Annotated in this window: 21 protein-coding genes; 16 read left to right on the top strand and 5 right to left on the bottom strand. The window is 32.7% G+C overall.

Annotation, left to right across the window (positions count from 1 at the left end; genetic code table 11):
* The first annotated feature begins 75 nt into the window (after positions 1-75).
* The gene (locus tag ACXGSQ_RS11590) at positions 76-1362 is read left to right on the top strand and encodes a phenylacetate--CoA ligase family protein (RefSeq protein WP_458626339.1); all 1287 of its coding nucleotides are present in this window, start codon (positions 76-78) and stop codon (positions 1360-1362) included.
* A 1-nt stretch (position 1363) separates the two neighbouring features.
* Here the strand turns inward: ACXGSQ_RS11590 and ACXGSQ_RS11595 are convergent, their stop codons facing one another.
* Entirely contained in the window at positions 1364-2029 is a 666-nt protein-coding gene (locus ACXGSQ_RS11595) for a NeuD/PglB/VioB family sugar acetyltransferase (RefSeq protein ID WP_458626340.1), read from the bottom strand.
* Between the two features lie 180 nt (positions 2030-2209).
* Between ACXGSQ_RS11595 and ACXGSQ_RS11600 the strand changes: the two genes are divergently transcribed.
* The 6 genes from ACXGSQ_RS11600 (at position 2210) to ACXGSQ_RS11625 (ending at position 11196) form a co-directional block, all read left to right on the top strand.
* Positions 2210-3439, top strand: coding sequence for a class I SAM-dependent rRNA methyltransferase (locus ACXGSQ_RS11600; protein ID WP_458626341.1), 1230 nt, complete (start codon positions 2210-2212; stop codon positions 3437-3439).
* 113 nt (positions 3440-3552) lie between these two features.
* Positions 3553-4503 (top strand): NAD(P)H-dependent flavin oxidoreductase, encoded by a 951-nt coding sequence (locus ACXGSQ_RS11605; protein WP_458626342.1) that lies wholly within the window; start codon positions 3553-3555, stop codon positions 4501-4503.
* A 233-nt stretch (positions 4504-4736) separates the two neighbouring features.
* Positions 4737-5057, top strand: a complete 321-nt coding sequence (locus ACXGSQ_RS11610; protein WP_458626343.1) for a YtxH domain-containing protein — start codon at positions 4737-4739, stop codon at positions 5055-5057.
* Positions 5058-5498: 441 nt separating this feature from the next.
* A complete protein-coding gene (locus ACXGSQ_RS11615; RefSeq protein ID WP_458626344.1) occupies positions 5499-6266 on the top strand; it encodes a hypothetical protein in 768 nt (255 codons plus the stop codon).
* A gap of 2 nt (positions 6267-6268) precedes the next feature.
* A complete protein-coding gene (locus ACXGSQ_RS11620; RefSeq protein WP_458626345.1) occupies positions 6269-10795 on the top strand; it encodes a PAS domain-containing sensor histidine kinase in 4527 nt (1508 codons plus the stop codon).
* Between the two features lie 2 nt (positions 10796-10797).
* A complete protein-coding gene (locus ACXGSQ_RS11625; RefSeq protein WP_458626346.1) occupies positions 10798-11196 on the top strand; it encodes a response regulator in 399 nt (132 codons plus the stop codon).
* A gap of 27 nt (positions 11197-11223) precedes the next feature.
* On the opposite strand, the gene ACXGSQ_RS11630 is transcribed toward ACXGSQ_RS11625, so the two are convergent.
* Entirely contained in the window at positions 11224-11862 is a 639-nt protein-coding gene (locus tag ACXGSQ_RS11630; RefSeq protein ID WP_458626347.1) for an alpha/beta hydrolase, read from the bottom strand.
* A gap of 51 nt (positions 11863-11913) precedes the next feature.
* Here ACXGSQ_RS11630 and ACXGSQ_RS11635 point away from each other — a divergent pair, with 51 nt between their 5' ends.
* Together ACXGSQ_RS11635 and ACXGSQ_RS11640 are read left to right on the top strand one after the other, a co-directional pair.
* On the top strand, positions 11914-12339 hold the full coding sequence (locus ACXGSQ_RS11635; protein WP_458626348.1) for a PaaI family thioesterase: 426 nt from the start codon (positions 11914-11916) through the stop codon (positions 12337-12339).
* A 3-nt stretch (positions 12340-12342) separates the two neighbouring features.
* A complete protein-coding gene (locus tag ACXGSQ_RS11640) occupies positions 12343-13461 on the top strand; it encodes a chorismate-binding protein (RefSeq protein ID WP_458626349.1) in 1119 nt (372 codons plus the stop codon).
* Here the strand turns inward: ACXGSQ_RS11640 and ACXGSQ_RS11645 are convergent.
* The gene (locus tag ACXGSQ_RS11645) at positions 13454-16681 is read right to left on the bottom strand and encodes a S41 family peptidase (protein WP_458626350.1); all 3228 of its coding nucleotides are present in this window, start codon (positions 16679-16681) and stop codon (positions 13454-13456) included. The two genes, ACXGSQ_RS11640 and ACXGSQ_RS11645, sit on opposite strands and share 8 nt — an antisense overlap.
* Before the next feature lie 129 nt (positions 16682-16810).
* Here ACXGSQ_RS11645 and menD point away from each other — a divergent pair, with 129 nt between their 5' ends.
* The 3 genes from menD to ACXGSQ_RS11660 all read left to right on the top strand — a co-directional run bounded on the left by menD (position 16811) and on the right by ACXGSQ_RS11660 (position 19978).
* Positions 16811-18571, top strand: coding sequence for a 2-succinyl-5-enolpyruvyl-6-hydroxy-3-cyclohexene-1-carboxylic-acid synthase (gene menD / locus ACXGSQ_RS11650; protein WP_458626351.1), 1761 nt, complete (start codon positions 16811-16813; stop codon positions 18569-18571).
* Between the two features lie 109 nt (positions 18572-18680).
* Positions 18681-19022 carry a DUF2853 family protein gene (locus ACXGSQ_RS11655; protein WP_458626352.1) on the top strand — a complete coding sequence of 114 codons (342 nt, stop codon included), beginning with the start codon at positions 18681-18683 and terminating at the stop codon, positions 19020-19022.
* A gap of 125 nt (positions 19023-19147) precedes the next feature.
* A complete protein-coding gene (locus ACXGSQ_RS11660; protein ID WP_458626353.1) occupies positions 19148-19978 on the top strand; it encodes a CvfB family protein in 831 nt (276 codons plus the stop codon).
* Here ACXGSQ_RS11660 and ACXGSQ_RS11665 read toward each other — a convergent pair.
* On the bottom strand, positions 19966-20388 hold the full coding sequence (locus tag ACXGSQ_RS11665; protein ID WP_458626354.1) for a hypothetical protein: 423 nt from the start codon (positions 20386-20388) through the stop codon (positions 19966-19968). The genes ACXGSQ_RS11660 and ACXGSQ_RS11665 overlap by 13 nt on opposite strands.
* A 117-nt stretch (positions 20389-20505) precedes the next feature.
* Between ACXGSQ_RS11665 and ACXGSQ_RS11670 the strand changes: the two genes are divergently transcribed.
* The 3 genes from ACXGSQ_RS11670 to ACXGSQ_RS11680 are packed head-to-tail and all read left to right on the top strand — an operon-like array spanning position 20506 to position 22980.
* A complete protein-coding gene (locus ACXGSQ_RS11670) occupies positions 20506-21345 on the top strand; it encodes a 1,4-dihydroxy-2-naphthoyl-CoA synthase (protein ID WP_458626355.1) in 840 nt (279 codons plus the stop codon).
* Positions 21346-21360: 15 nt separating this feature from the next.
* Entirely contained in the window at positions 21361-22266 is a 906-nt protein-coding gene (gene menA / locus ACXGSQ_RS11675; protein WP_458626356.1) for a 1,4-dihydroxy-2-naphthoate octaprenyltransferase, read from the top strand.
* 36 nt (positions 22267-22302) lie between these two features.
* Complete coding sequence (locus ACXGSQ_RS11680; protein ID WP_458626357.1) at positions 22303-22980, top strand: metal-dependent hydrolase; 678 nt, start codon at positions 22303-22305, stop codon at positions 22978-22980.
* A gap of 70 nt (positions 22981-23050) precedes the next feature.
* Here ACXGSQ_RS11680 and ACXGSQ_RS11685 read toward each other — a convergent pair whose 3' ends face one another.
* Positions 23051-23941: a sterol desaturase family protein gene (locus ACXGSQ_RS11685; protein WP_458626358.1), complete on the bottom strand. Its 891-nt coding sequence runs from the start codon at positions 23939-23941 to the stop codon at positions 23051-23053.
* A gap of 56 nt (positions 23942-23997) precedes the next feature.
* On the opposite strand from ACXGSQ_RS11685, the gene ACXGSQ_RS11690 reads away from it, so the two are divergent.
* Entirely contained in the window at positions 23998-25035 is a 1038-nt protein-coding gene (locus ACXGSQ_RS11690) for an o-succinylbenzoate synthase (protein ID WP_458626359.1), read from the top strand.

Below are 25035 nucleotides of genomic sequence, written 5' to 3' on the forward strand. Positions count from 1 at the left end.
TTTTTTTTGTTAAAGGGCTATAAGGTAAATCGCTGTAACCTAAAATTTAATTAAATTTACATAAACCAGTTCAAATTGAATTTAAGACAAATTATTTTCTGGACCTTAGATTTTTTTAAGGGGAGTCCATTAAAATCGACTTTGAGGTATACCCAATCTATTTTAGAATCTAAAGATAGACATTGGGTAGATGAAGAGAGAACAAAGCATTTGCAAAAACTGTTACGTCATGCCACGGAAACAACAGCATTCTACAAGACAAAACGCTTTAAAACATTACAAGATTTTCCGGTCGTTAATAAAAATAGGATTCGTGATAATTTTGATGCTTTTTTTTCTGATAAATTTCAAAAAGAAAACTGTACAATAGCTTCAACAAGTGGTTCAACAGGCGCTCCTTTTCAACTTTATCAAAATAAAGAAAAGGTTCGCAAAATTCAGGCAGATAATTTGTATTATTCGTCCCAATCCAATTATCAATTAGGAGGATTTTTAGTGTTTATTAGAATATGGCCTAAATACATTCATTTTAAATTACAATTTAATTTTTTGGTTAAGAATTTTAAACCCTGGAACATCTTATGTCTTTCAGATGCTAAAATTGCTGAGCTCATATCCCAACTAAATAAGCGAACTACGGCCATCAGTTTTCTTGGATACCCAACGGCTTTTGAAAAAATCTGTAACTATATAGATACTTTAGAGCAAAATCCAATTCGTTTTAAAACCAAATCCATTATTACAATTTCTGAAAGTTTAAATTCTTATACAAAAACGGCTACAAAACACTATTTTGGAATTACACCATTATCTAGGTATTCAAATAACGAAACTGGTATTATGGCGCAACAACTTAGTGCGGAAGAGACAAAATTTAGAATTAATGATTCTAGTTACATCATGGAAATCTTAGCTCTAAATGAAGATAAAGTATTACCTGATGGTGAGGCAGGACGTATTGTTTTAACGGATTTATACAATCTAGCAACGCCTTTAATAAGATATGATACTGGTGATATTGGTATTATGGAACACGACGCCTATGGTCGACCGTTTTTTTCTAAAATTTCAGGTAGAAAAGTAGATCAACTCTATAACACTAAAGGAGAGCTTATTTCATCCCATTTATCGCTGAGGTTAATGGATTACGGTCAATTCAAGCAATTTCAATTGATTCAGAAAAGTAGAACAGAATATCACATTAACCTCAATACTAATAAGGCCATAGACGAAGTAGAATTAATTTCAGATTATAAAGCTTATTTTGGAGACGATGCTATTATAAAAGTAAATTATGTTGATGAAATTCCGCTTTTAGCTTCTGGAAAGAGAAGGGAAGTGGTCAATGAATTTTACACTTAAATTAGCCTAAATATTTAGAATCAGCTTTTCTTTCTTTTATGGTGTTTACGGGAGAGCCAAAAGCCTGTTTATAATCAGCAATAGGTTTTAGGACTAAGGATCCTGCTCCAACGACAGAATTGTGACCTATTATAATATTGTGAATTATAGAGGCGCCAAGACATATCGCAGAACTATTACCGATATGAACATTTCCACCAACCGTAACGCCAGATGCTAAACTAGAAAAATCTCCCATTGTTGAATCGTGACCAAAAGTAGATGCCGTATTTAAAATACAACCAATACCTACGTTAGAATTGGCATTGATAACACTATTAGCCATAATAACAGAACCATGACCAATAGTAACATCTAAAGCAATAATGGCACTAGAGTGTATTATAGAAGGGAAGTTTAACTGTGGTGCAATTGTTGTAATTTTTTCATAAGCTCGTAGTCGGGAATAATTATCTCCAACCGCAATCACAATGCCTTCTATTTTCAATTCGTTTATCAATTGAGGGAGATGGGTTAAATTGCCAAGAATTTTATAGCTCATAATACCATTGCCAATAGGCTTATAAGAGTCTATAAAGCCTTTAATGGCGTAGGTTTTATTTTTTAGAATAATATCTACAATCATTTTTGCATGACCAGAAGCCCCATAAATTAAAATATTTTTCATTAATCGTATTTAAATTTTAGTGATTATTAGAAATGAAAAGCGCGAATTTGATTTTATAAAGATAACCATTGTATTCTATTTTTTGAAAATAGTTAAAAACTTAAAGGTTTAGTATTCAGAAAGTAAATCATTAACTTTTTTAAGGTTAATTTTGACCTTTTAATAAGCGTTTTATAAGATATGATATTCAATATAGCATTCACAAAAAAAGAAACTAAGAACCTAGCAGTTAAACTCAATGCTAAAGGAGAACAGTTTGTGGTAAAAGGACATCCTTGGGTGTTTTCTAACAGTATTGTAAAAATAAACGATGATCCCAACACTGGCGATTTAGCCATTATATTTAGTAAGAATAAAAATAAGGTCGTTGGTTTGGGCTTGTACGATGCTGATTCTCCTATCCGAATTAAAATCATTCATAATGCAGAGACTAAGGTTAAGATTAATGCCGATTTTTTTCAACATAAAATTGCTTTAGCTTTTGAAAAGCGAACAGAATTGTTGCAAACCAATACTAATAGTTATCGCTTAATATTTGGTGAAAATGATGGTTTCCCTGGATTAATAGCTGATGTTTATAATCACGTGTTAGTCGTGAAATTGTATTCCGAAATTTGGTTACCTTATTTAGAATCTATTCTAGAAAGTTTACAACAAACGTCTCAGGCAGAAACTATTGTAATGCGTTTAAGTCGTAGTTTACAAAATAGTAAAAGTCATAATTTAAATGATGGTGACGTGATATTTGGTACGCTCGAAAATGAAGTTATAGAATTTGTGGAGCATGGAGTTAAGTTCTCAGCGAATGTTATTAAAGGGCATAAAACAGGCTATTTTTTAGATCATAGAGATAATAGAAGACGTGTTGGAGAATTAAGTAAAGGGAAATCTGTATTAGATGTTTTCTCTTATGCTGGTGGATTTTCAGTTCATGCTTTAGCTAAGGGAGCAACCGAAGTCACAAGCTTAGATATTAGCAAGCAAGCTTTAGATATGGCTCGTGAAAACGGTAAGCTCAATGCTTATTCTGGACATCATAAAACCATATCTGGTGATGCCTTTGTAGAAATGAAGGGGTTAATAGAAAAAGGTAAAACCTTTGATGTTGTTGTAATTGACCCTCCAAGTTTTGCCAAGCAACAATCTGAAATTGATTTAGCGAAAAAGAAATATGCCCAATTAGCAGAGTTAGGTGAGAAGTTAACATCTAAAAATGGACTTTTAGTTTTAGCATCCTGTTCTTCTAGAGTATTGGCGCAGTCGTTCTTTGATTTAAATGAGTGGGTTCTAAATTCTCAATCTCGACTTTTTGAAACAGAGCTTAAAACAAAACACGATACTGATCATCCCATTGCATTTCCTGAAGGAGCTTATTTAAAATGTGGTTATTATCGATTCTTAGACGAATAATTGCTATGCATGCATAATAAATTATTATATTTGTATAACAAGATTTAGTCTCAGTAAAGTTGTTAACCTAGATGTTGAAGCATTTTAAACAGTAATAAATACCTCTAATAGTTATGCAAACTAAACTCACAGAATTACTCCATATAAAGTATCCAATAATTCAAGCCCCAATGTTTTTGGTCTCTAATGTTGCTATGGTTACAGAAGCAATGAAAGCTGGAATTGCGGGTTGTATTCCTGCTTTAAATTATAGGACTTTAGAAGAATTAAGAGAAGCTATAAAAGAACTTAAAGCGCATAAAGTTGAAGGTGGTTCATTTGGATTTAACTTAATTGTAAATAAATCGAACATAAAGTACAAAGGGCAATTAGAAGTGCTTTGTGAAGAAGGTTGTGATTTTATTATCACATCACTCGGTAGTCCCGAAGAAACAATAAGACAAGCGCATGCAGCCGGCATTAAAGTGTTCTGTGATGTTACGGATTTGAGATTTGCTAAAAAAGTAGAACAATTAGGTGCTGACGCAGCTATTGCTGTAAATAATGAAGCCGGAGGTCATCGAGGAAATTTGTCACCAGAAGAATTAACAAACTTGTTAAGCAAGGAATTATCAATTCCTGTAATTTCTGCAGGAGGAGTAGGGTGCAAAGCCGATATCGATAAAATGTTAAGCTACGGAGCAGAAGGGGTTTCTGTAGGAAGTCCATTTATTGCTTCTGTTGAAGCTGGTGTTACGGACGATTATAAACAAGCCTGTGTCGATTATGGTGCTAAAGATATTATAATGACCGAACGTATTTCTGGGACCCCTTGTACGGTTATTAATACTCCTTATGTTCAAAAAATAGGAACTAAAGCAACTTGGATTGAAAATCTACTAAACAAGAACAAAAGCTTGAAAAAATGGGTAAAGATGGTCCGGTTTTCTATAGGTATGAAGGCCACAGAAAAAGCCGCAAAAAAAGCGACGTACAAAACCGTTTGGGTGGCTGGTCCTAGTATTGAGCATACCACGGAGATTCTTCCTATTAAAGCGATAGTACACAAATTAACGACCGATTAATTATAGCATTTTTCTTTTATACGAAACAAAGGAGCTTATATTTTTTTTAGTACGGTATTACAAACTAAATCGATATCTGAGATGGTTAAAACCATTTATAAATGAAAGTTTAAGATACTAAGGCATTTAAAGATGTAACTTATAAATGCTTGGCGCTAAATTTGTTTGTAACAAAGCCGTCTGTTTTACGACGTATAAAGTAGAACAGATGTTTAATAAAAAAAAGAAAAGTTATGATTAATAAGGGAACATTAATATTAGGGGTATTAATTGGAGCAGCAGCTGGCATTTTGTTAGCACCAGATAAAGGAAGTGTAACAAGAGATAAACTCAAAAAAGAAGGAAAAGAAATTAAAGATCAAATTACTAACGATTTTACTGAAGTAAAAGAAGATTTATCTAAAGCAGCTTCTTCAGGAAAAGAGAAGCTGAAACAAGATTTAGAAGATTTCGCTTCAAAATCAAGTTATAAAACAGAACAAGCTATTACCTTTTTAGAAAAACAATTAGCTATTTTAAAAGATAAGAATAAAACCCTTCAGAAAACAAGCTAACATTAATTTTAACCGCTATTAAAAATATGTATTCTACAGGTTAAAAGCGCATTACTTTACTTTTGTATTGTACGAGACCATAAAACGTAGTATATAGTGTTTTTTTACTCTACCCTTAATCTTAGAGATATAAATATATGATTAAGTTTTATTGAGTTTTTTTGTTGAATTAAAACATATGCTATTTTAATAAATTTACATTAATTTAAGTATAGCGTGTAAGTACATTAATATAATTTTCGTATTTTAACATTTTACTATACGTACTTCTTCAAGTCATATTTATCTTTTTTTTTATTTATAAGTGACTCTTCATAAATTGAATGTGTCTCATATAATATATGTGAGAAATATTATAGTTAAAATATTTTTTTTATAGCAAATGTGTCTAGCTGTGTCTGTTCGATTTAACAGGTGTATTTGATGCTTTAAAAACTGTTAATGAAGACATTAGAATATTCTATCAAAAAAAGATATTTACTATTTATATCTACAATCATAGTAGTCATTATAACTGTTTTGGTTATTCTTCAAAGTAGTGTTAATAATCAAAAAAAATCAGCTTTATTAATAAGTAAAGCTTCTAATCAATGCCTGTTAAATGAACGTATGAATAGTTTAGTCTATTCTCTTGATAGTATTAATAGTGATACCATTAGCACAGAATTAGTAAGTGCTTTTAAAGACTATGTTGATGAATTTGAAAACACACATTATTTTTTAGACTCTGTAAATAAACAAGAAGGGGATAATAAGATCATAGATTCTTTGCTTAAAATTACTGATAAACAATCACAAAAAATAGTCTCTTCTAGTAGACGTATTATAAAGAGTGCTAATACAAACTTAATTGCCAAAGATGTAGATTATATTGCTGAAACAGAGTTGCCGTATTTCTTATCTATGCAGTCAGTGATAAGGGAATATCAAAAAAGTGCTGAAAACAATCTGAATAATCTATTACAAACTAGCTATTTTCTTGCACTTTTTGCAGCATTAGTCTTAATTGGAGAATTCCTGTTTATTTTAGTTCCGATACAAAATAAATTGTTTAAACAAAATTATAAACTTATAAAAATAAATAGTGATTTTTCTAAATCAGAAATCAAAATAAAAGAGCATTTAGAAGAATTAACAAATCTTAAGACAGATTTAGAAAAAAAGAAGCCTATAATAAGGCTTTTATTGAGCAAGCTCCTACAGCTATAGCAATGGTAGATACTCATATGCGTTATATAGCTGTTTCTCAACGTTGGATTTCAGATTATAAAATGGAAGGACAAGAATTTATTGGTCGTTCTCATTATGATTTATTTCCCGAAATAGGTGAGGAATGGAAATTAATGCATCAAAGGTGTTTAAAAGGAGAAACAAGCGCTTGCGAAGAAGAGCTTTTTATTCGTAAAGATGGATCTGTACAATGGATTTTTTGGGATGTTAGGCCTTGGTATAACTTAGAAGGTGACATAGGTGGTATATTAATGTATACCGGAGATATTACGCAGGCAAAAGAAAAAGAACAAGAAAACATTCGCATTCAAAATATATTGAATAAATCAAATGAACTTACTAGAATTGGGGCATGGGAATTTAATTTAATAAAAAATGAAGTATACTGGAGTAAGATTGTTTGTGAAATACATGGTGTGCCAGGAAATTTTAAACCAGATTTAGAATTTGCTATTGGTTTTTTCAAAGAAGGGAAAAGCAGAGATACCATTCAAAACGTAATGACAGCAGCTACAGAACAAGGAAAATCATTTGATGTAGAGCTAGAACTTGTTACAACAGATCATAAAATTATTTGGACACGTGCTATTGGGCAGGCGGAAATTCATAACGGTAAATGTATACGTGTTTTTGGAGTGTTTCAGGATATAAATGATAAAAAACTCGCTGAGTTAGCGCTTAATAAAGCTCACTCTCAATTGAAGGCCATTTTTAATTCTAAGGCTGTAGCTATTGTAGCTACCGACACCGATGGAATAATTCGAAAGTTTAATCCTGGAGCAGAAGCCTTAACAGGCTATTCTGCAGATGAAGTGATAGGATTAGAAAGACCTGTTTTATATCATTTAGGAGATGAATTAGATGCTTTTAAAGAAGATATTGCTAAACAGTATGGGAAAAGTGTATCAGGTTTTAATGCACAGGAAGAATTAGCAAAATATAATGCTTACGATACACGAGAATGGCATTATTTGAGAAAAGATGGATCAATTCTACCTGTTCAATTAACCTTAACATCTCTTAAAGACGAGAAAGGACAGCTTATTGGGTTTTTAGGGGTGTCTAATGATATATCAGAAAAAGAAATTGCTCAGGATGAACTCTTACGAAAAAATCAACTGTTGAATTTTGCAGAAGAAATCTCTTTATTAGGAAATTGGCAATGGAACACGGTGGTTGATAAAGTGGACTGGTCTAATAATATGTATAATATTTTTGAACTCGATACAGCGATTGATGATTTAAGCTTTGATACGTATTTTAGTTTTGTTCATCCTGAAGATAAAAACATTGTAACGGCTTATTTTGATCAAACTAGAGTTGATAAAAAACTAAAACGACTGACGCATAGGATTATAGTAGGTGATGGAGATGTTAAATTTATTCAACTTTTAGGAGAAGTTATTACCGATGTATTTGGTAATATCACTGAAATGATTGGTACTTGTCAAGATGTTACGGCAACTAAAGTAGCCGAAAGAGAATTGTTTGAAGCGCATACCCAATTAAAAGCCATATTTAATTCAGGGCCACTAGCTATTGTATCGGTTGATAATGATGGAGTTATTAATCATTTTAATAGCGGAGCAGAGTTGTTACTTGGATATGCTGCTTCAGAAATGATTGGATTAAAACGACCAGAAATTTATCATTTAGAAGAAGAACTCATAGCGTTTAAGGAAGACATTGCTAAAAAGTATAATAAAGGAGACCTCAAAGGTTTTAGTCCTTATTTAGAATTGTCAAAACACAATGCTTATGATACTCGAGAATGGACGTATAAAAGAAAAGATGGTTCTACGTTTCCTGTAGAATTAACCTTAACGGCCATTAAAAATAATGACGGTAAAAAAATAGGATTTTTAGCCGTAGCCAATGATATTTCTGATAGAAAAATGGCACAGAATGAATTGCTTCGTAAAAATCAAATTCTAAATTTTGCAGAGGAAATAACCATGATGGGGAATTGGCAGGCAGATATGGCAAATGACACTGTTAAATGGTCAACCAACCTGTATCGTATTTTTCAATTAGATGAAAATACTAATACAACTCTAGGAACATATCTTGATTATACCCATCCAGAAGATAAAGAACGTGTTGTTGAGCATATGCGAAAGACTGTTGAAGAAAAAGTATTTACTGATTTAGTACATCGTATTCAATTGGCAGATGGCACGATAAAAATTGTACAACTCTTAGCGCAAGTGGTTAAAGATGATTTAGACAATGTAATAGAAGTTATAGGTACATGTCAAGAAGTAACTGCCCAAAAAATGATTGAAACTGAGCTGATGCGTAAAAATCACTTTCTAAGTTTTGCAGAACGAATAACCAAGATGGGAAATTGGCAATGGGATACCGTTTCTGATACTTTAAAATGGTCTGCAAATTTGTATAAAATATATGAGTACGATGAAGATCTAACGGATTTAACTTATGAAACGTTCTTTAGTCAAGTTCATCCCGACGATAAAACTTATATCACAGATTATGTAGAAAGTGCATTTAAAGAAAAAAAGTTTCCTGATAATTTTATACATCGTATTGTAACTGGTAGTGGAATAATAAAAACGGTACATTATTTAGGGGAAGTTATTCTCAATGAGCAAGGAGAGGTTATTGAAATGATGGGAACTTGCCAAGATATTACAGAACAAAGGATGGAAGAAAATAAGTTTAGAGGCTTATTAGAATCAGCTCCAGATGCTATGGTAATTGTAAATGAAAACGATGAAATTCAATTAATAAATAAAGAAGCCGAAAAATTATTTGGTTATTCTATGGACGAGTTAATAGGTAAGAAGGTCGAAATGCTTATTCCTAAACGATTTGAAGACATGCATACAGAACATCGTACTAGTTTTTTTAGTGATGCCCCTGAGAAACGATTAACATCAGCAAGAAAAGAATTATATGCTTTAAATAATCAAGGCAAAGAAATTCCTATTCAAGTAAGTTTAAGTCCTATTGAAACCGAACAAGGCCTATTGCTATCTGCGGCAATACGAGATATTACTGCTCAAAAACAGGCAGAACATGAGATTTTAAGAAAGAATCAGTTATTAACTTTTGCAGAAAAAATAACGATGATGGGAAATTGGCAGTGGAACCTTGTTACAAATGTTGTAGAATGGTCTGCCAATCTTTATAATATCTTTGGAGTAGAAAAAGACAAGGTTGTGTCTTATGATACCTATTTTGGTTTTGTTCATAAAGACGATAAAGCAACAGTAACAACCCATGTAGAACAGGCAATTAATAATAAAAAGAATATTGACTTAGTACATCAAATAGTGACAAGAGATGGCACTGTAAAAACCATACACCTTTTAGCCAAAGTTATCATAGATAGTCATAATATGGTAGTTGAAATGGTGGGTACTTGCCAAGATGTAACGGCTCAGAGAATGGCAGAGAACAAATTTAGAGGGCTGTTAGAATCAGCTCCAGATGCCATGGTTATTGTTAATGCAGACGGAAAGATTCAGCTGATTAATAAACAAGCTGAAAAATTATTTGGATACACTGCAGAAGAATTATTTAATGAATCCGTTGAAATCCTTATTCCTAAACAATTTTCAGAAGAGCACGTATCGCATCGAGATGGTTTTTTCTCTAATCCTAAAGTGAGAACTATGGGAGTCGGAAATGAAAAAGAATTATTTGCCATAAATAAAAGCGGTAAAGAAATACCTATACAAATAAGTTTAAGTCCACTTCAAACAGAAGAAGGCTTATTAATCTCAGCGGCGATTAGAGATATTACAGTGCAAAAAAATGCTCAAACTAAAATCATAAAAGCTAAAAATGATTTAGAAGTTTTAGCACAGAAATTGATGATACAAAATAGTCAACTTGCAGATTTTGCACAGATTACGTCTCATAATTTACGTGCTCCAGTAAGTAACTTAAATTCGCTTCTAGGGTTTTATGTAGAATCAGATGATGCTGAAGAAAAAGACTTTTTGTTTCAAAAATTTGAGGCCGTTATTAATCATCTAACAATTACTTTAAATACCCTAGTAGAAGCATTAAAGATTAGAGGTGATAATTCAAGGGAGAAGGAAGATATTTTGTTTGAAAATGTATTAAAAACGACTACAGATATTTTAAGTGGAGAAATATTAAAAACAAATGCTATAATTAATGCGGATTTTTCTAAATTGCCATTAATAAATTATGATAAAATTTATTTAGAAAGTATTTTTCTTAATTTAATAGGTAATGCTATAAAGTATAGGTCTAAGGATAGAGACCCAGAAATTAGTATAGCATCGGAAAGAGACAACGGGAAAATTAAATTAACAATATCTGACAATGGCTTAGGTATAAATTTAGAGAGACATGGTAATAAAATTTTTGGTTTAAATAAAGTATTTCACAGACATCCAGATGCTAAAGGTGTAGGGTTATATATGACCAAAACACAGATTGAAGCCATGGGTGGAGCTATTAACGTATCGAGTAAAGTAAATAAAGGGACAACATTTACAATAATTTTTTAATTATGAACAGTAATTACAATATATGTGTAATTGATGATGACGACATCTATCAATTTACTATTGTTAAAATGCTTAAGGCCATTGATTTAGATAAGGAAATAAGTCTTTTTTCGGATGGAGAAGAGGCCTTAGAGTTTTTGATAGATAACCTTTATAATAATGAAGAACTTCCAGATATCATTTTTTTAGATATTAATATGCCTATTATGGATGGGTTTCAATTTATGGAAGAGTACGTTAAGATAAAACCAAAATTAAATAAGAAAATAATTATCTATATGGTGTCTTCTTCTGTTGACCCTGTAGATATTGAGAGAGCTAAGAATATCAGCGATATATCGGATTATATTATAAAACCGATAAGGGCGGGACAGTTGCAAGAAATTATGGCTAATCTTTAAAAAGGAGGTTTATTGTTTAAATTTGTCTTAGACTAAATTTTCAATAAACGCAACATTTACAACATGTGTGCCTTTAAAAGGCATAAAGCTAACCTTGTCTCCAAATAGATCTTTAGCTCGTGCGGACTCAAGTTGAATTCTTTGCTCATCTAAATATTCATCTTCAGTGCCATAAATCAGTTTTACCTTGGTGTCTTTAGATAGATACTTATAATCTTTAGCGGTTAATTCTTTTGGAATTCCACCAGAATGAAGAACAAGCTGATCACATTGCAGTTGGCGTTTTGCTATATAGCGCATGGCTACACTAACGCCTTGAGAATAGCCAAAAACGATTAAATGAACACCTTCAGGAATTTTTTCAACTTCTAATACTGCATCAATATAGTTTACAATATTTTCCATTCCGGCTTCGGTATTATCACGCGTTAACCAATTAGCACCAACATGCATTTTAGGTTGAATATAAAATTTGCTGGGAGCTTGTGGCGCAATAATGTAATTGTCTTCAGCATTTAAACCTTTAAAGTATTTGAGAAAATAACGACTCATGTAGCCCATACCATGACACACCAACCAAACCGTTTTCGTGTGTTCCGTAAGTGTATTTAAAGTAGAGTAGGAGTTGCGGCTTGTATACGAGATTTCTTTCTCTTGTGAATTCATTTTTCTAGCGGTTTCTGTATCTTTGTAATCGATTCAAAAATACTATTTTATATGCAAATGACTAAAGAGGATTTCCTAGCTAAAGCGAATGCAGCAAGCAAAAATACCTTAATGGAAACCTTAGATATTGAAATGGTGGACTTTGGAGATGATTTTTTAGTGGCCAGAATGCCTGTAACATCCAAAGTGTACCAACCCGATGGAGTATTACATGGAGGGGCAACTGCTGCTTTAGCTGAAAGTGTAGGTAGTTTTGCATCGCATATTTTTATAGATACCGAGGATATGTTTGTACGTGGCTTAGAAATTACAGCGAATCATCTAAAAAGTGTAACCGAAGGTTATATCTATGCTAAAGCGACGTTTTTGCATAAAGGACGTACCACACAACTGCTAGATATTAGAGTAACAGACGAAGCTGATAACCTAATATCAATCTGTAGGCTGTCTACAATTTCACTTCCAAAAAAGAAATAAGTAATGGATGCAATATCCTTTTTTAATGCTTTAGAACAACAATACAAAAATAATTTACCTTTTGTAGTTTATAGTAGACCAATCAATTCAATCATTAAATCTTGGTTACAAGAAGATGATACTGTTCATAAATCTGAAACATTTACTGAGAGTGGATTTTTATTTGCTCCTTTTGATCTTAAACAAAACAGTATTCTTTTTCCAAAAGAACGCTGTCTATATTCTGAAATAACGACGGATAGTTTAGACGTTGAAGATTTTGAACCTACCGCAATCACTCAAAGTGAAACTGAGAGGATTCAACATATCGATTTAGTTTCTAAAGGTATCCAAAGTATTAAAAATAACGATTTACAAAAAGTGGTATTATCACGCTGCCAAACAAAATCACTTCAAGATACCAATCCATTAACCATTTTTAAACGCCTTTTTAATACTTATACAAATGCAATGGTGTACTGTTGGTATCATCCTAAGGTAGGACTATGGATTGGAGCTACACCAGAATTATTATTAAAAGTTGAAGGCAAACGACTCACCACCATTTCTTTAGCAGGAACACAGCCTTACCAAAACCAGTCAGAAGTAACTTGGACAAATAAAGAGTTTGAAGAGCAGCAAATTGTTACGGATTATATTACGGAACAATTAAAACCATATACCGAAAGTATTACTATATCAGAAGTCGATACGGTAAGGGCTGGAAATTTATTACATCTAAAAACGAGAATCAACGGTGTTTTAAAAAACAATGCAGATCTAAAATCTGTAATTGAAGCTTTGCATCCAACTCCGGCGGTTTGTGGGTTTTCTAAGGCTAAAGCAAAGAATTTTATTCTTAACAACGAAAACTATAATAGAGAATATTATACTGGCTTTTTAGGCGAATTAAATCTAAAACAAAGCAAAACCCGTAACACTAATAGGCGTAACGTAGAGAATAATGCTTATGCTGTTATAAAAACACAGTCTAGTTTTTATGTAAATTTACGCTGTATGCAACTCAAAGATGCCAAAGCAAATATTTATGTAGGTGGAGGTATTACCAAAGCTTCTAACCCAGAGAACGAATGGGAAGAAACCGTGAATAAAACAGCCACAATAAATACAGTACTTAATTAATTTGCTTTAATAGTTCTGTAACGGCAGCTTCAATTTGTTGGTCTTTTCCGTTTGTGATGGTATTAAAATCATTTTTCACCTTAATGTCTGGTTCCAATTGCTTGTTTTCTAAAACATCACCAGCTATATCAGTAACTTGCATATTAGGTATTCCAAAAACAATTCCATTTTGAATACGTTCCCACCAAACAAAACTACAGGTGCCAGGAACAGGCATGCCTACAAGTTTTCCAATTTTTAAATCCTTATAACCAGCAGGTGTACAATGGGCATCTGAGTAATTAGATTCTCCAACGAGCATAATGCTTGGTTTCGTCCAACGACGCTGTGACTCGGTGCCGACAACCTTGCCACCACTTTTAAATTCCATATATTGTTTACCACTTAAGAAGGTTGTAAGATCGTCTACTAAGTCACCACCACCATTAAATCGCGTATCTACAATGAGTGCTTTTTTGTTTACTTCTTCACCCATCACTTCTTCTAAAAACTCACGATAACTGCCATCGCTCATACTTCTGACATGCATATAGCCCAATTTACCATCAGATAATTGGTGTACTAACTTTCGGTTTGTTGCAATCCATCGTTGGTAACGCAATTCATTTTCTTCACCTAATGAAATTGGTTTTACGCGTTCTTTCCATCGTGTCTTAGTTTCAGGATTGTAATAAGATAATATCGTTGGTTGTCCTGCTTTACGGTTCAATACACTATAAAAATTCATGTTTTCTGTAATCAGAATACCATCAATGGCTTCAATAATTGTACCGGGTACAACTTTCTTTTCACCTTGAATTAATGGGCTACCATTCATAATTTCTAACACTTTCAAGCCTTTACCTTTATAAGTGGTGTCATATAACACTCCTAAGGCCGCTGTTTGGTCTCCTTTTTTATCGTTTTGAGTAAATCTTGCACCTGTATGAGAAGCATTTAATTCACCCAAAAGCTCGCCTAAAATATCCTTAAAATCGTAATCGTTATTTAAGTACGGCACAAATTTCTTGTAGTTTGTTGTTAGTGAATCCCATGGTGCACCATGTAAGTTGGGGTCCAAGAATTTTTTCTTCACTTGTCTAGAAACATGATCCATTAGATAGGTGCGCTCTGAAGCTAAGTTAAAAGCCATTTCAGAGTTTAAGGCAACGGCTTTTTTCTTACCAGAAGTCACATCTATTTTTGAGATTTTACCTCCACTTAAAACAAATAGATGCTTACCATCCTTATCAAAAAATAAACTTCCACCGTTTCCAAATTTACCGAGTGATTTTATCTCTTTTGTTCTTAAATCTAACGTCCATAAATCGGCTTTGCTATCGGATTTACCTATATAAAACAATTGTTTTGTGTCTTGGGATAATAGGGAAGATGATAATCGACTAGAGAATAAGGTTAGTTTTTCTTTTCGTTTGTGAAGATTGTCAAAATCTATCGTAATCGCTTTTAATGGTTTTGTTTTTTCTTTATCTTTTTTACCTTTCTTTTTTTCTGAATCGTCTTTAGAATCTTCATTCTTTTTTTCGTCATCGTTTAATAATTCAAATTCATCTTTCTTTAGTTTGAATTTATCATAAGCCATCTGCGTTAAGAAAACACCATAGATATCACTTTCTGTAGGTCCTGTTTTTGCGACACTGTGCAAACCGCTTCGATCTGAAGCCCAATATAAAATACTGCCATCTTTAGACCATTGAGGTGAGGAGTCGCTAAACCCACTTCTAGAAACATTAATGAGTTTTTGATCTCCGTTGGCACTAACAATACCTATTTCGCCAACCCAATAACGATCGGGATTAAAGGTTACAGCAAACCATTTTCCATCAGGACTCCATTGAAAATCTTGATCACCATCGGCGTAAGAAAAATGCTTTTCCCCATTGTGTATGTTTATAATTGCTTTGGTTTTTATATTAATGGTTTTAAGCTTAGTCCGATCTTCTAAATAAGCGACAGCATCTCCAGATGGTGAGAATTTGGGTTGAAATGTTTCAGCATCATTTTCTAATAAAACAGTTTCTTTGAGTTCTATAGCGTTAGCAAAATAGGTTTCGTCTTTATGGGATAAGGTTAAGGTATAGAGGTTCCAACTATTATTACGCTCACTAGCATAAACGATGGTACGCCCATCTGCACTAATGTCAATTTGGCGTTCTTTTTCAGGGGTATTTGTTAAGCGTCTTGTTAAACTACCATCTACAGTCGTAGCAAAGACATCACCTCTAAAAACAAAAATTAATTCTTTGCCGTTAGGAGAGGGTACCATTTCTTCAACACTGCCATTAACAAAAAGCAATTCATTTTGTGGTATAGACTGATCACCAGAAACATCTACAGTGATTAATTGGGGAGATTCGTTCGGGATTTGCGTATATATTTGACCGTTGTAACTATAAGCAAGTACATCCGTATTAGAAATTGATAATTGACGTACGGGATGCATTTTAAAATTTGAAATTTGAACTGTTGTATTGGGATTAGAAAGTGACGATTGATGGACATTCATCGTTCCTGATGCTTCAGACAAATAATAAATGGTATCTCCAGAACCAAATACAGGATTTCTGTCTTCGCCATTAAAACGCGATAATTTTTGGTAGTCTCCTGATGCTTTTTTTAGCCATATATCACGTGTTACAGAAGATGTATGATGTTTTCTCCATTCATCTTCATACCCTTTTATTTCTTCAAATAAAATATCTCCATTAGCATTGTTTTTAGCCTCGTAAGCCGGAATACTTAACAGTTGCTTCGGCATTTCGGCAGTTAAGGACACTGAATAAAGTTCTCCTAATTGATGAAATAATAAAGATTTCTCATTATCTAAACGGATAGAGTTAAACCAAACGTTGTTATCATCTTGAGAAAAATCAGTAGCCCAATCATCGGCTGAATGGTAAGTTAACCGCTTAAGATTCCCTCCGTTTAAATCCATTACAAAAACATCAAAATTACCATGTCGGTTTGATGAAAATGCAATTTTAGTTCCGTCATGAGACCAAACGGGTTTCGTATCATAAGCACTATGGGTTGTTATTCTGTTGGCTTTTCCTCCATCTACAGAAACCGTGTAAATATCGGCGTTGTAAGTGAATGCGATGTGTTCTCCATTGGGTGATATGGCTGTGTTCCTAAACCATAAATTTTCGTTGTTTTGGGCAAATGTGTTGGGACTTATAAATACCGTTAAGAGTGCGACGAATAGAGGGATGATTTTCATTTAAAATGGATTAAGTATTGGTTTTGTAAGTTAGGAAAAAAACAAAGATAAAATCAAATCGTAATTAGTTCTATTTTTAGACGAAGCTCTATTTTGTTATCTCCTTTTATTAGGTAATTTTGTATTTATATGAAGTACTCTAAAATACCCTTATCACAAACCGTGATTACTTTATGCAAAACACATAATGTTAAGCATATTGTGATTTCACCAGGTAGTAGAAATGCCCCTTTAACCATTGGTTTTACTCACGATGATTTTTTTAATTGTTACAGTATTGTAGATGAACGTTGTGCGGCTTTTTTTGCTTTAGGAATAGCACAGCAATTACAAGAACCGGTAGCTGTAGTTTGTACATCTGGAAGTGCGTTGTTAAATTATTATCCTGCAATTTCAGAAGCGTATTATAGCAATATTCCACTGGTGGTATTATCTGCCGATAGACCAAAACACCTTATAGATATTGGAGATGGACAAACCATAAAACAAAAAAATGTCTATGGTGAGCATGTCTTATATAATGCTAACTTAAAACTAAATCTAAAAGAAGGGGATAGTGCTATTTCAGAAAAAGAAAAGCCTATCTTTAAAAGTATAGAGAATCGATTAGAGCGCTTTTTAGGGCTTCAAAAAGATATTCAAACGCATAATGAATCTGAAATTCATGATGCTCTTACCATTGCTAAATTAAATTCAGGACCAGTACATATTAATTGTCCGTTTGATGAGCCCTTGTATGACACAACAGAGGAATTAAGTATAAATCCTAAACCTTTTAAGATACAACATAGAGAAGACAAAGTTGATCGTTTTGAAATTAAAAGTCTTTTAGATGTTTGGCACAGTGCTAAGCGAAAAATGATTTTGGTGGGCGTGTTACAACCTAATTCTATTGAAGCACAATGGATACAGGAAATCGCAGACGACGATAGTATTATTGTACTAACGGAAACGACGTCTAATTTGCATCATGAAGACTTTTTTCCAGGAATAGATAAATTGATAGCACCGTTGAATGAAGACGATTTCAAAGCGTTGCAACCAGATATCTTAATCACTTTTGGAGGTTTAATCGTTTCCAAAAAGATAAAGATGTTTTTAAGAACTTATAAACCAGCGTTTCATTGTCACGTTGGTTTATCTAAAGCAAATGACACTTTTTTCTGCTTAGAAAAGCATATTAAATTACGTCCGAATACTTTTTTAAGTACATTTTTACCACTAGTAACGCACCACACAAAGAGTAGCTATAAAAGTACTTGGCTTGCCATACGTCAAAAACGACGAAAGTTACAAGAGAAATATCTGCAAACCCTACCGTTTTCAGATTTTACAGTTTTTAATACAATATTAAAAAGCATCCCAAAACAAAGCTTACTGCAAGTTGGAAATAGTTCTGCAATACGATATGTGCAATTGTTTCAACTAGCAAAGAGTGTTGATGTATTTTGTAATAGAGGGACAAGTGGTATTGATGGTAGTACAAGTACAGCAATTGGGGCTTCGGTGGTTTCCGAAAAACGAACCACGTTTATAACCGGCGATTTAAGTTTCTTTTATGATAGCAATGCTCTTTGGAACAATTACATCCCTAAAACCTTCAGAATAATTGTAATTAATAATGAAGGAGGTGGAATATTTAGAATTTTACCAGGAGATAAAAACACAGAAAATTTTGATCGCTTTTTCGAAACGAAACATCATTTAACGGCTAAACAATTAAGTGAAATGTACGGTTTTGAATATATTGTGGCTAAAGATGAGAAACAGTTAGATACACACTTAGAATCCTTTTTTAAAGACGGAAAGCAACCAAAGTTATTAGAGATATTTACACCATCTCGTGTGAATGACAAAATTCTGCTCGATTTTTTCAGTTATATTAAGTAAAATATAAAAAACAATTATGAAGTGACATTTTGATTTTTATTGTGTCTAAAAATTAGTACCTTTAAAGGGAAGAATTTTAGAGATAATTAATTTAATACAAATAGAAAAGATGAGTAAAAGAGATGATTTAATCGTAAAGTATGCGGCAGATTTAAAAGATAAATGTGGTGTTAATCCAGATATGGATTTATTAACTAAAGTAACCGTAGGTTTAGGTCCTTCAATTTACAATGCAGATTCATCTACAGTTTCAGGTTCTGATGAAAAAGAATTGGCTACTGTAAAAAATAATTTTTTAATCAAAAAATTAGGATTAACGGATGGTCCAGAATTAGACAAAGCTATTGATGCTGTAATAGAAAAATATGGTCGCTCTAATAGAACTAAATATAGAGTAGTAGTATATTATTTACTAACAGTACATTTCAAAAAAGAGTCGGTTTATGCATAAGCATAACTTTAAATAATAGGAAGCGTTATAATGTAAAAATTATAACGCTTTTTTTATTTAGAAATATTTCACTTTCCATTTCACTTCTTTTTAAAATCTCATTAAAATATATTTACCTTTGCAATATGATATATTTAGGAGAATACAATACATTAGAAATTTTAAGAGATACAGAACCAGGATTGTTTTTGGGTGATGGAGCAGAAGGAGAAGTCCTTTTGCCAAATCGATATGTACCTAAAGTATTTGAAATAGGTGACAAAATAGAAGTCTTTGTTTACTTAGATAATGAAGAGCGGCCTGTTGCAACAACAGATCAGCCTTATATTAAAAAAGGAGATTTTGCCTTATTACGTTGTAACCAAGTAACCGATTACGGAGCATTTTTAGATTGGGGCTTAGTAAAGGAGCTATTTTGTCCTTTTAGAGAACAGGCTTTTAAAATGAAAGCTGGTGGTTGGTATTTAGTGCATTGTTATTTGGATGAAGAATCTGGACGATTAGTGGCATCTAGCAAAACAAATAGATTTCTAGATAATAAAGTATTAACTGTGGCTCAATTTGAAGAGGTTGATCTTATCGTATCACATCCTTCTGAATTAGGAATGAATGTTATTGTCAATAAAACACACCTAGGTCTCGTTTTTAATGATGATATCTATAAAGATATTAGTGTAGGAGATCGTCTTAAAGGAATCGTTAAAAAAGTTAGAGAAGATAATAAACTCGATATTTCACTTAATCAAATAGGTTATAGAAATATAGAACCTAATGCAGAACATATTCTAAATGAATTGCATGATAATGGTGGTTTTTTACCTGTGCATGATAAATCGAATCCTGAAGTGATTAAAGATTTATTGCAAATGAGTAAAAAGAGCTTTAAAAAAGCAATTGGGTCATTGTATAAAGAACGTCAGATAGAAATTAAAGAAGACGGTATTTATTTATTATAAGAATTATTTTCTTGAGATAAGGAGTCTTCAATCCAAGTAATCGCGTTTTCAAAATCTTTAAATACTTTTCTATTGAATTTAAAAAAGAGACTTTCAATTTCAATAATACGTTCTGTAAGATTGCTATAAACAATTATAGCATAAGCTTTTAGATTTTTGAATGTTTCGTTGAATATTTGGGCATCATTTAGGTTTATTGAATAGGAATTTATTCTATTAGCAATAAAACCAAATGGTTGATCTTCAAAATGTGTTTTTACAAGAAAAGCAAGTTCATCAAAGTTCTTAAAATTTATATCCGCACCTTCTTTAAACTCTGCTACCATAAAATTTTGGTAAAGATATATAATGCCTAATTTTATTTTGTAGGCCTTATAAGGTTGATTGTATATCTGTGGATTATAATTCATTGTATATAAATAAAATATCTGCAAATATACTATGCTTGCATAATAAAATAAAGTAAAACTTAGAGTTTAGTGTATTATTATTAATTTCTTACTTTTGCGCTTAAAATAGTGATAAATATGAGCCATATAGATTGGAAAGTTGCCAAGTCTTATGAAGATATAACTTACAAAAAATGCAATGGAGTTGCTAGAATTGCATTTAATAGACCAGATATACGCAATGCATTTCGTCCAAAGACGACTTCAGAACTTTATGATGCATTTTATGATGCTAATGAAGATGTAAATATAGGTGTTGTACTATTAAGTGCAGAAGGGCCTTCAACCAAGGATGGTATTTGGAGTTTTTGTTCAGGAGGTGATCAGAAGGCTAGAGGACGTCAAGGTTATGTTGGAGATGATGGTTATCATCGTTTAAATATATTAGAAGTACAGCGACTCATTCGTTTTATGCCAAAAGCAGTGATTGCTGTTGTACCAGGTTGGGCTGTAGGTGGTGGTCATAGTTTGCACGTAGTTTGTGATTTAACCTTAGCGAGTAAAGAACATGCTATTTTTAAACAAACAGATGCAGATGTAACCAGTTTTGATGGTGGCTACGGATCTGCTTATTTGGCAAAAATGGTCGGACAGAAAAGAGCTAGAGAAATATTCTTTTTAGGTCGAAATTATTCTGCTCAAGAAGCTTTTGATATGGGGATGGTAAATGCGGTTGTGCCACATGAAGATTTGGAAGATACCGCTTATGAGTGGGCTCAAGAAATATTAGCAAAGTCTCCAACATCGATAAAAATGCTCAAATTTGCCATGAATCTAACCGATGATGGTATGGTTGGACAACAAGTATTTGCTGGTGAAGCAACACGGTTAGCTTATATGACAGATGAAGCTAAAGAGGGCAGAGATGCCTTCTTAGAAAAAAGGAAGCCTAACTTTCCAAAAAAATGGATTCCTTAATCTAAACCTGAATAAATGGATAAAATTAAACCGTGGCTTTCTGCCATGCGATTAAGAACTTTACCGCTTTCTGTTTCCGGAATTATTCTAGGTGGCTGCTTTGCCTTCTATAATGGTTACTTTAATCCTTGGGTGTTTTGTTTTGCAATTTTAACAACTATCAGCTTGCAAATACTATCAAACTTAGCTAATGATTATGGTGATGGTGTACGAGGTACAGATAATGAAGAACGTGTTGGACCTGATCGTGCTATTCAAAGTGGAGCCATTACGCCAGATGAAATGATGGATGGTATAAAACTCAATATCATTATAGTCATCATATTTACGATGATACTTATTTGGAATGCATTCGATCATGGAAGCATTTTATATATTTTACTGTTTTTATTACTAGGAGGTCTTTCAGTTTATGCGGCTCTAAATTACACTATGGGAGATTCACCTTATGGATATCGTGCACTTGGTGATGTTTATGTCTTTGTTTTTTTTGGATTAATTAGTACACTAGGGTGTTATTTCCTTTTTGCGCATAGAATAGATCATGTGGTGATTTTACCAGCGATTTCAGTAGGCTTATTAAGTGTAGGTGTGTTAAATTTAAACAACATGCGAGATATTGAATCTGATACCAATGCAGGAAAAATTACTTTAGCCATAAAATTGGGTAAGAAACGAGCTAAACAGTATCATTTTGCGCTAATAATAGGAGCTATGCTATTGACGGTAGTGTTTTCAATATTATATTATGTTGAGCCTTATAATTTTATGTATATGTTAGCGTTTATTCCTTTGTTAATTCATCTTAAAAAAGTGAAAGTAGCAGAACAACCTAATGCTTTTGATAGTCAATTAAAAGTTTTAGCATTATCGACATGCCTTCTCGCAATACTTTTAGGAGTTGGTTATATTTTGTATTAATTTTAAAGAACAATTTAGCCTTTAAATTACTATAACATGAAAATTACATTTTACGGTCATGCCGCTTTAGGCATTCAAATAAACGATATTTATATTTTAGTCGACCCTTTTATTACCGGGAACGACAAGGCTTCAGAAATAGATATAGAGACGCTAAAAGCGGATTATATTTTAGTAACACATGCGCATCAAGATCATATTTTAGATGTCGAAGCCATTGCAAAACGCACTGGAGCTATTATTATTTCAAATTTTGAGATTGTTACCTATTTTCAAAATAAAGAGTTAGAAGGCCATCCTATGAATCTCGGTGGAGCATGGGATTTTGAATTTGGAAATCTTAAATATGTGAATGCCATTCATACGTCTTCATTTCCGGATGGATCTTATGGCGGACAACCTGGTGGATTTATTATTGAAGGTGAACATAAGACGATTTATATCGCAGGAGATACAGCCTTGACTATGGACATGAAATTAATTCCGATGCAAACCAAGCTCGATTTGGCCATTTTGCCTATCGGAGATAATTTTACAATGGGAATTGATGATGCTATTTTAGCTAGCGATTTCGTTGAATGTGATAAAATTTTAGGTTATCACTTCGATACCTTTGGGTATATTGAGATTAATCATGAAGAAGCCAAACGGAAATTCTTCGATAAAGGTAAAGACTTAATGCTATTAGCTATTGGCGAAAGTGTAGAACTATAGGTTTAGCATTTGTAACAGCACATAGACCGTGTCTTGAGTAAGAATATAGAGTTAATGATATTTAAATTGCTTATTTATGTTTCATTAACCATTCATTTCTTAAGTCTTCACTCAGTTTACCGCTGCCATCGTGTTTCCATCCAGGTGGTTTAAACAAATAGCGGATTCTGTTTTTTAAAGATAGGTGTTTTGTAAAAGCATCTTTCAACATGTGCCACCATTCAATAAAAGCAATCTTAATTGGATTGTACGTTTTAATGTTCGTTACCAATCCATAGATGACTTTTTCTTCACTTAATTCCGGTTGAAACGTGCCAAATAACCGATCCCAAATAATTAAAATACCGGCATGGTTTCGATCTAAGTAAATAGGATTGCTACCGTGATGAACTCTATGGTGAGAAGGTGTATTAAAAATAGTTTCAAACCATTTAGGCATTTTGTTTATCGTTTTGGTATGGATCCAAAATTGATACAATAGACTAATCGACATCTGTAATAAAATCATGGCAGGATGAAAGCCCAATAAAGGTAACCACAACCAAAATATAAAGGTATAAAAACCACCAGACCAAGTTTGTCTAAGTGCGGTGCTTAAATTATAATGTTCAGAGGAGTGGTGTACAACATGCGATGCCCAAAATAAACGGCACTCATGAGACACTCTATGAAACCAATAATACGCAAAATCATCAGCAAAAAACAGCAATACAAATGACCACCAAGCTATAGGGATAGTAAAAAAACGGAAATGATTATAAACCCAAAAGAGAGCCAATAATACCATGATTTTACTGGCAAAACCTAAAAACACATTACCTAAACCCATCACAATAGAAGAAAAAGCATCTTTAACTTCGTACGTTTTAATTTGTTGTTTTGCAGTGATATATAATTCTAATAACATGGCTAATGCAAAAAAAGGGATTGCATAAAGAATAATATTAGGGAAATCAGGCATTATCAGTTAGTGTTAGACCTCTAATTTACAAAAATAATTAACTACTTTTGATTCCTATGATCAGAGCAGCATATAAACAATACATCTTAAACTTTAAACGGCCTAGCGGAACATCGAGAGGTGTGATGACGACAAAAGAAACATGGTTAATTTTGTTGGAAAACGAAGGTAAAATAGGAGTAGGAGAGTGTGGTATTTTAAGAGGCTTATCTGTTGATGATAGGCCAGATTTTGAAGATAAATTAAAATGGGCTTGCCATAATATCCATCTTGGATTAGAATATTTAATACTTGAGTTAGTGGAATACCCAAGTATTCAATTTGGATTAGAAACCGCTTTTAAATCTTTAGAAAGTAAGGATCAGTTTCAGTTGTTTCCTTCAGATTTCACTAAAGGAAAGGCTAGTATTCCTATTAACGGTTTAGTTTGGATGGGAGATGAAGATTTTATGCGAAGCCAAATCAAGGAAAAAATAGAAACAGGATTTCATTGTATCAAACTAAAAATTGGAGCTATTGATTTTCAAACAGAGTTAAACATTTTAAAATCAATTCGACAAGAATTTTCAGTGTCTGATATTGAATTAAGAGTGGATGCCAATGGCGCATTTTCACCTAATGAAGCTTTAGAAAAATTAAAACAACTTTCAGAGTACCAATTACATTCTATAGAACAACCCATAAAACCAAATCAGTTTGAAGTTATGGCAGAGCTTTGTAAAACAACTCCATTACCAATTGCATTAGACGAAGAATTAATTGGTGTGTTTTCTAAAGACCATAAACGAGAATTACTTCAAACTATAAATCCACAATACATTATTTTAAAACCAAGTTTGGTTGGTGGTTTTTATGGAAGTCAGCAATGGATTGGCATCGCAGAAAACTTAAATATTAATTGGTGGATAACCAGTGCATTAGAAAGTAATATTGGATTGAATGCCATAGCTCAATGGACTTACACATTAAAAAACAGCATGCCTCAAGGTTTAGGTACTGGTAGTTTATTTACTAATAATTTTCCTTCTCCATTACGTGTAAAAGATGGAACTTTGCATTACGATTTAAAACACAATTGGAAATTTAATTTTTAA

Source organism: Winogradskyella sp. PC D3.3, from assembly GCF_054366245.1.

Coding starts and splice junctions, on each gene's coding strand:
- ACXGSQ_RS11680 (WP_458626357.1), top strand. CDS start 22,303: ATGAAAATTACATTTTACGGTCATGCCGCTTTAGGCATTCAAATAAAC.
- menA (WP_458626356.1), top strand. CDS start 21,361: ATGGATAAAATTAAACCGTGGCTTTCTGCCATGCGATTAAGAACTTTA.
- ACXGSQ_RS11635 (WP_458626348.1), top strand. CDS start 11,914: ATGCAAATGACTAAAGAGGATTTCCTAGCTAAAGCGAATGCAGCAAGC.
- ACXGSQ_RS11630 (WP_458626347.1), bottom strand. CDS start 11,862: ATGAATTCACAAGAGAAAGAAATCTCGTATACAAGCCGCAACTCCTAC.
- menD (WP_458626351.1), top strand. CDS start 16,811: ATGAAGTACTCTAAAATACCCTTATCACAAACCGTGATTACTTTATGC.
- ACXGSQ_RS11620 (WP_458626345.1), top strand. CDS start 6,269: ATGGTAGATACTCATATGCGTTATATAGCTGTTTCTCAACGTTGGATT.
- ACXGSQ_RS11660 (WP_458626353.1), top strand. CDS start 19,148: ATGATATATTTAGGAGAATACAATACATTAGAAATTTTAAGAGATACA.
- ACXGSQ_RS11645 (WP_458626350.1), bottom strand. CDS start 16,681: ATGAAAATCATCCCTCTATTCGTCGCACTCTTAACGGTATTTATAAGT.
- ACXGSQ_RS11615 (WP_458626344.1), top strand. CDS start 5,499: ATGAAGACATTAGAATATTCTATCAAAAAAAGATATTTACTATTTATA.
- ACXGSQ_RS11665 (WP_458626354.1), bottom strand. CDS start 20,388: ATGAATTATAATCCACAGATATACAATCAACCTTATAAGGCCTACAAA.
- ACXGSQ_RS11655 (WP_458626352.1), top strand. CDS start 18,681: ATGAGTAAAAGAGATGATTTAATCGTAAAGTATGCGGCAGATTTAAAA.
- ACXGSQ_RS11670 (WP_458626355.1), top strand. CDS start 20,506: ATGAGCCATATAGATTGGAAAGTTGCCAAGTCTTATGAAGATATAACT.
- ACXGSQ_RS11600 (WP_458626341.1), top strand. CDS start 2,210: ATGATATTCAATATAGCATTCACAAAAAAAGAAACTAAGAACCTAGCA.
- ACXGSQ_RS11640 (WP_458626349.1), top strand. CDS start 12,343: ATGGATGCAATATCCTTTTTTAATGCTTTAGAACAACAATACAAAAAT.
- ACXGSQ_RS11595 (WP_458626340.1), bottom strand. CDS start 2,029: ATGAAAAATATTTTAATTTATGGGGCTTCTGGTCATGCAAAAATGATT.
- ACXGSQ_RS11685 (WP_458626358.1), bottom strand. CDS start 23,941: ATGCCTGATTTCCCTAATATTATTCTTTATGCAATCCCTTTTTTTGCA.
- ACXGSQ_RS11610 (WP_458626343.1), top strand. CDS start 4,737: ATGATTAATAAGGGAACATTAATATTAGGGGTATTAATTGGAGCAGCA.
- ACXGSQ_RS11690 (WP_458626359.1), top strand. CDS start 23,998: ATGATCAGAGCAGCATATAAACAATACATCTTAAACTTTAAACGGCCT.
- ACXGSQ_RS11625 (WP_458626346.1), top strand. CDS start 10,798: ATGAACAGTAATTACAATATATGTGTAATTGATGATGACGACATCTAT.
- ACXGSQ_RS11605 (WP_458626342.1), top strand. CDS start 3,553: ATGCAAACTAAACTCACAGAATTACTCCATATAAAGTATCCAATAATT.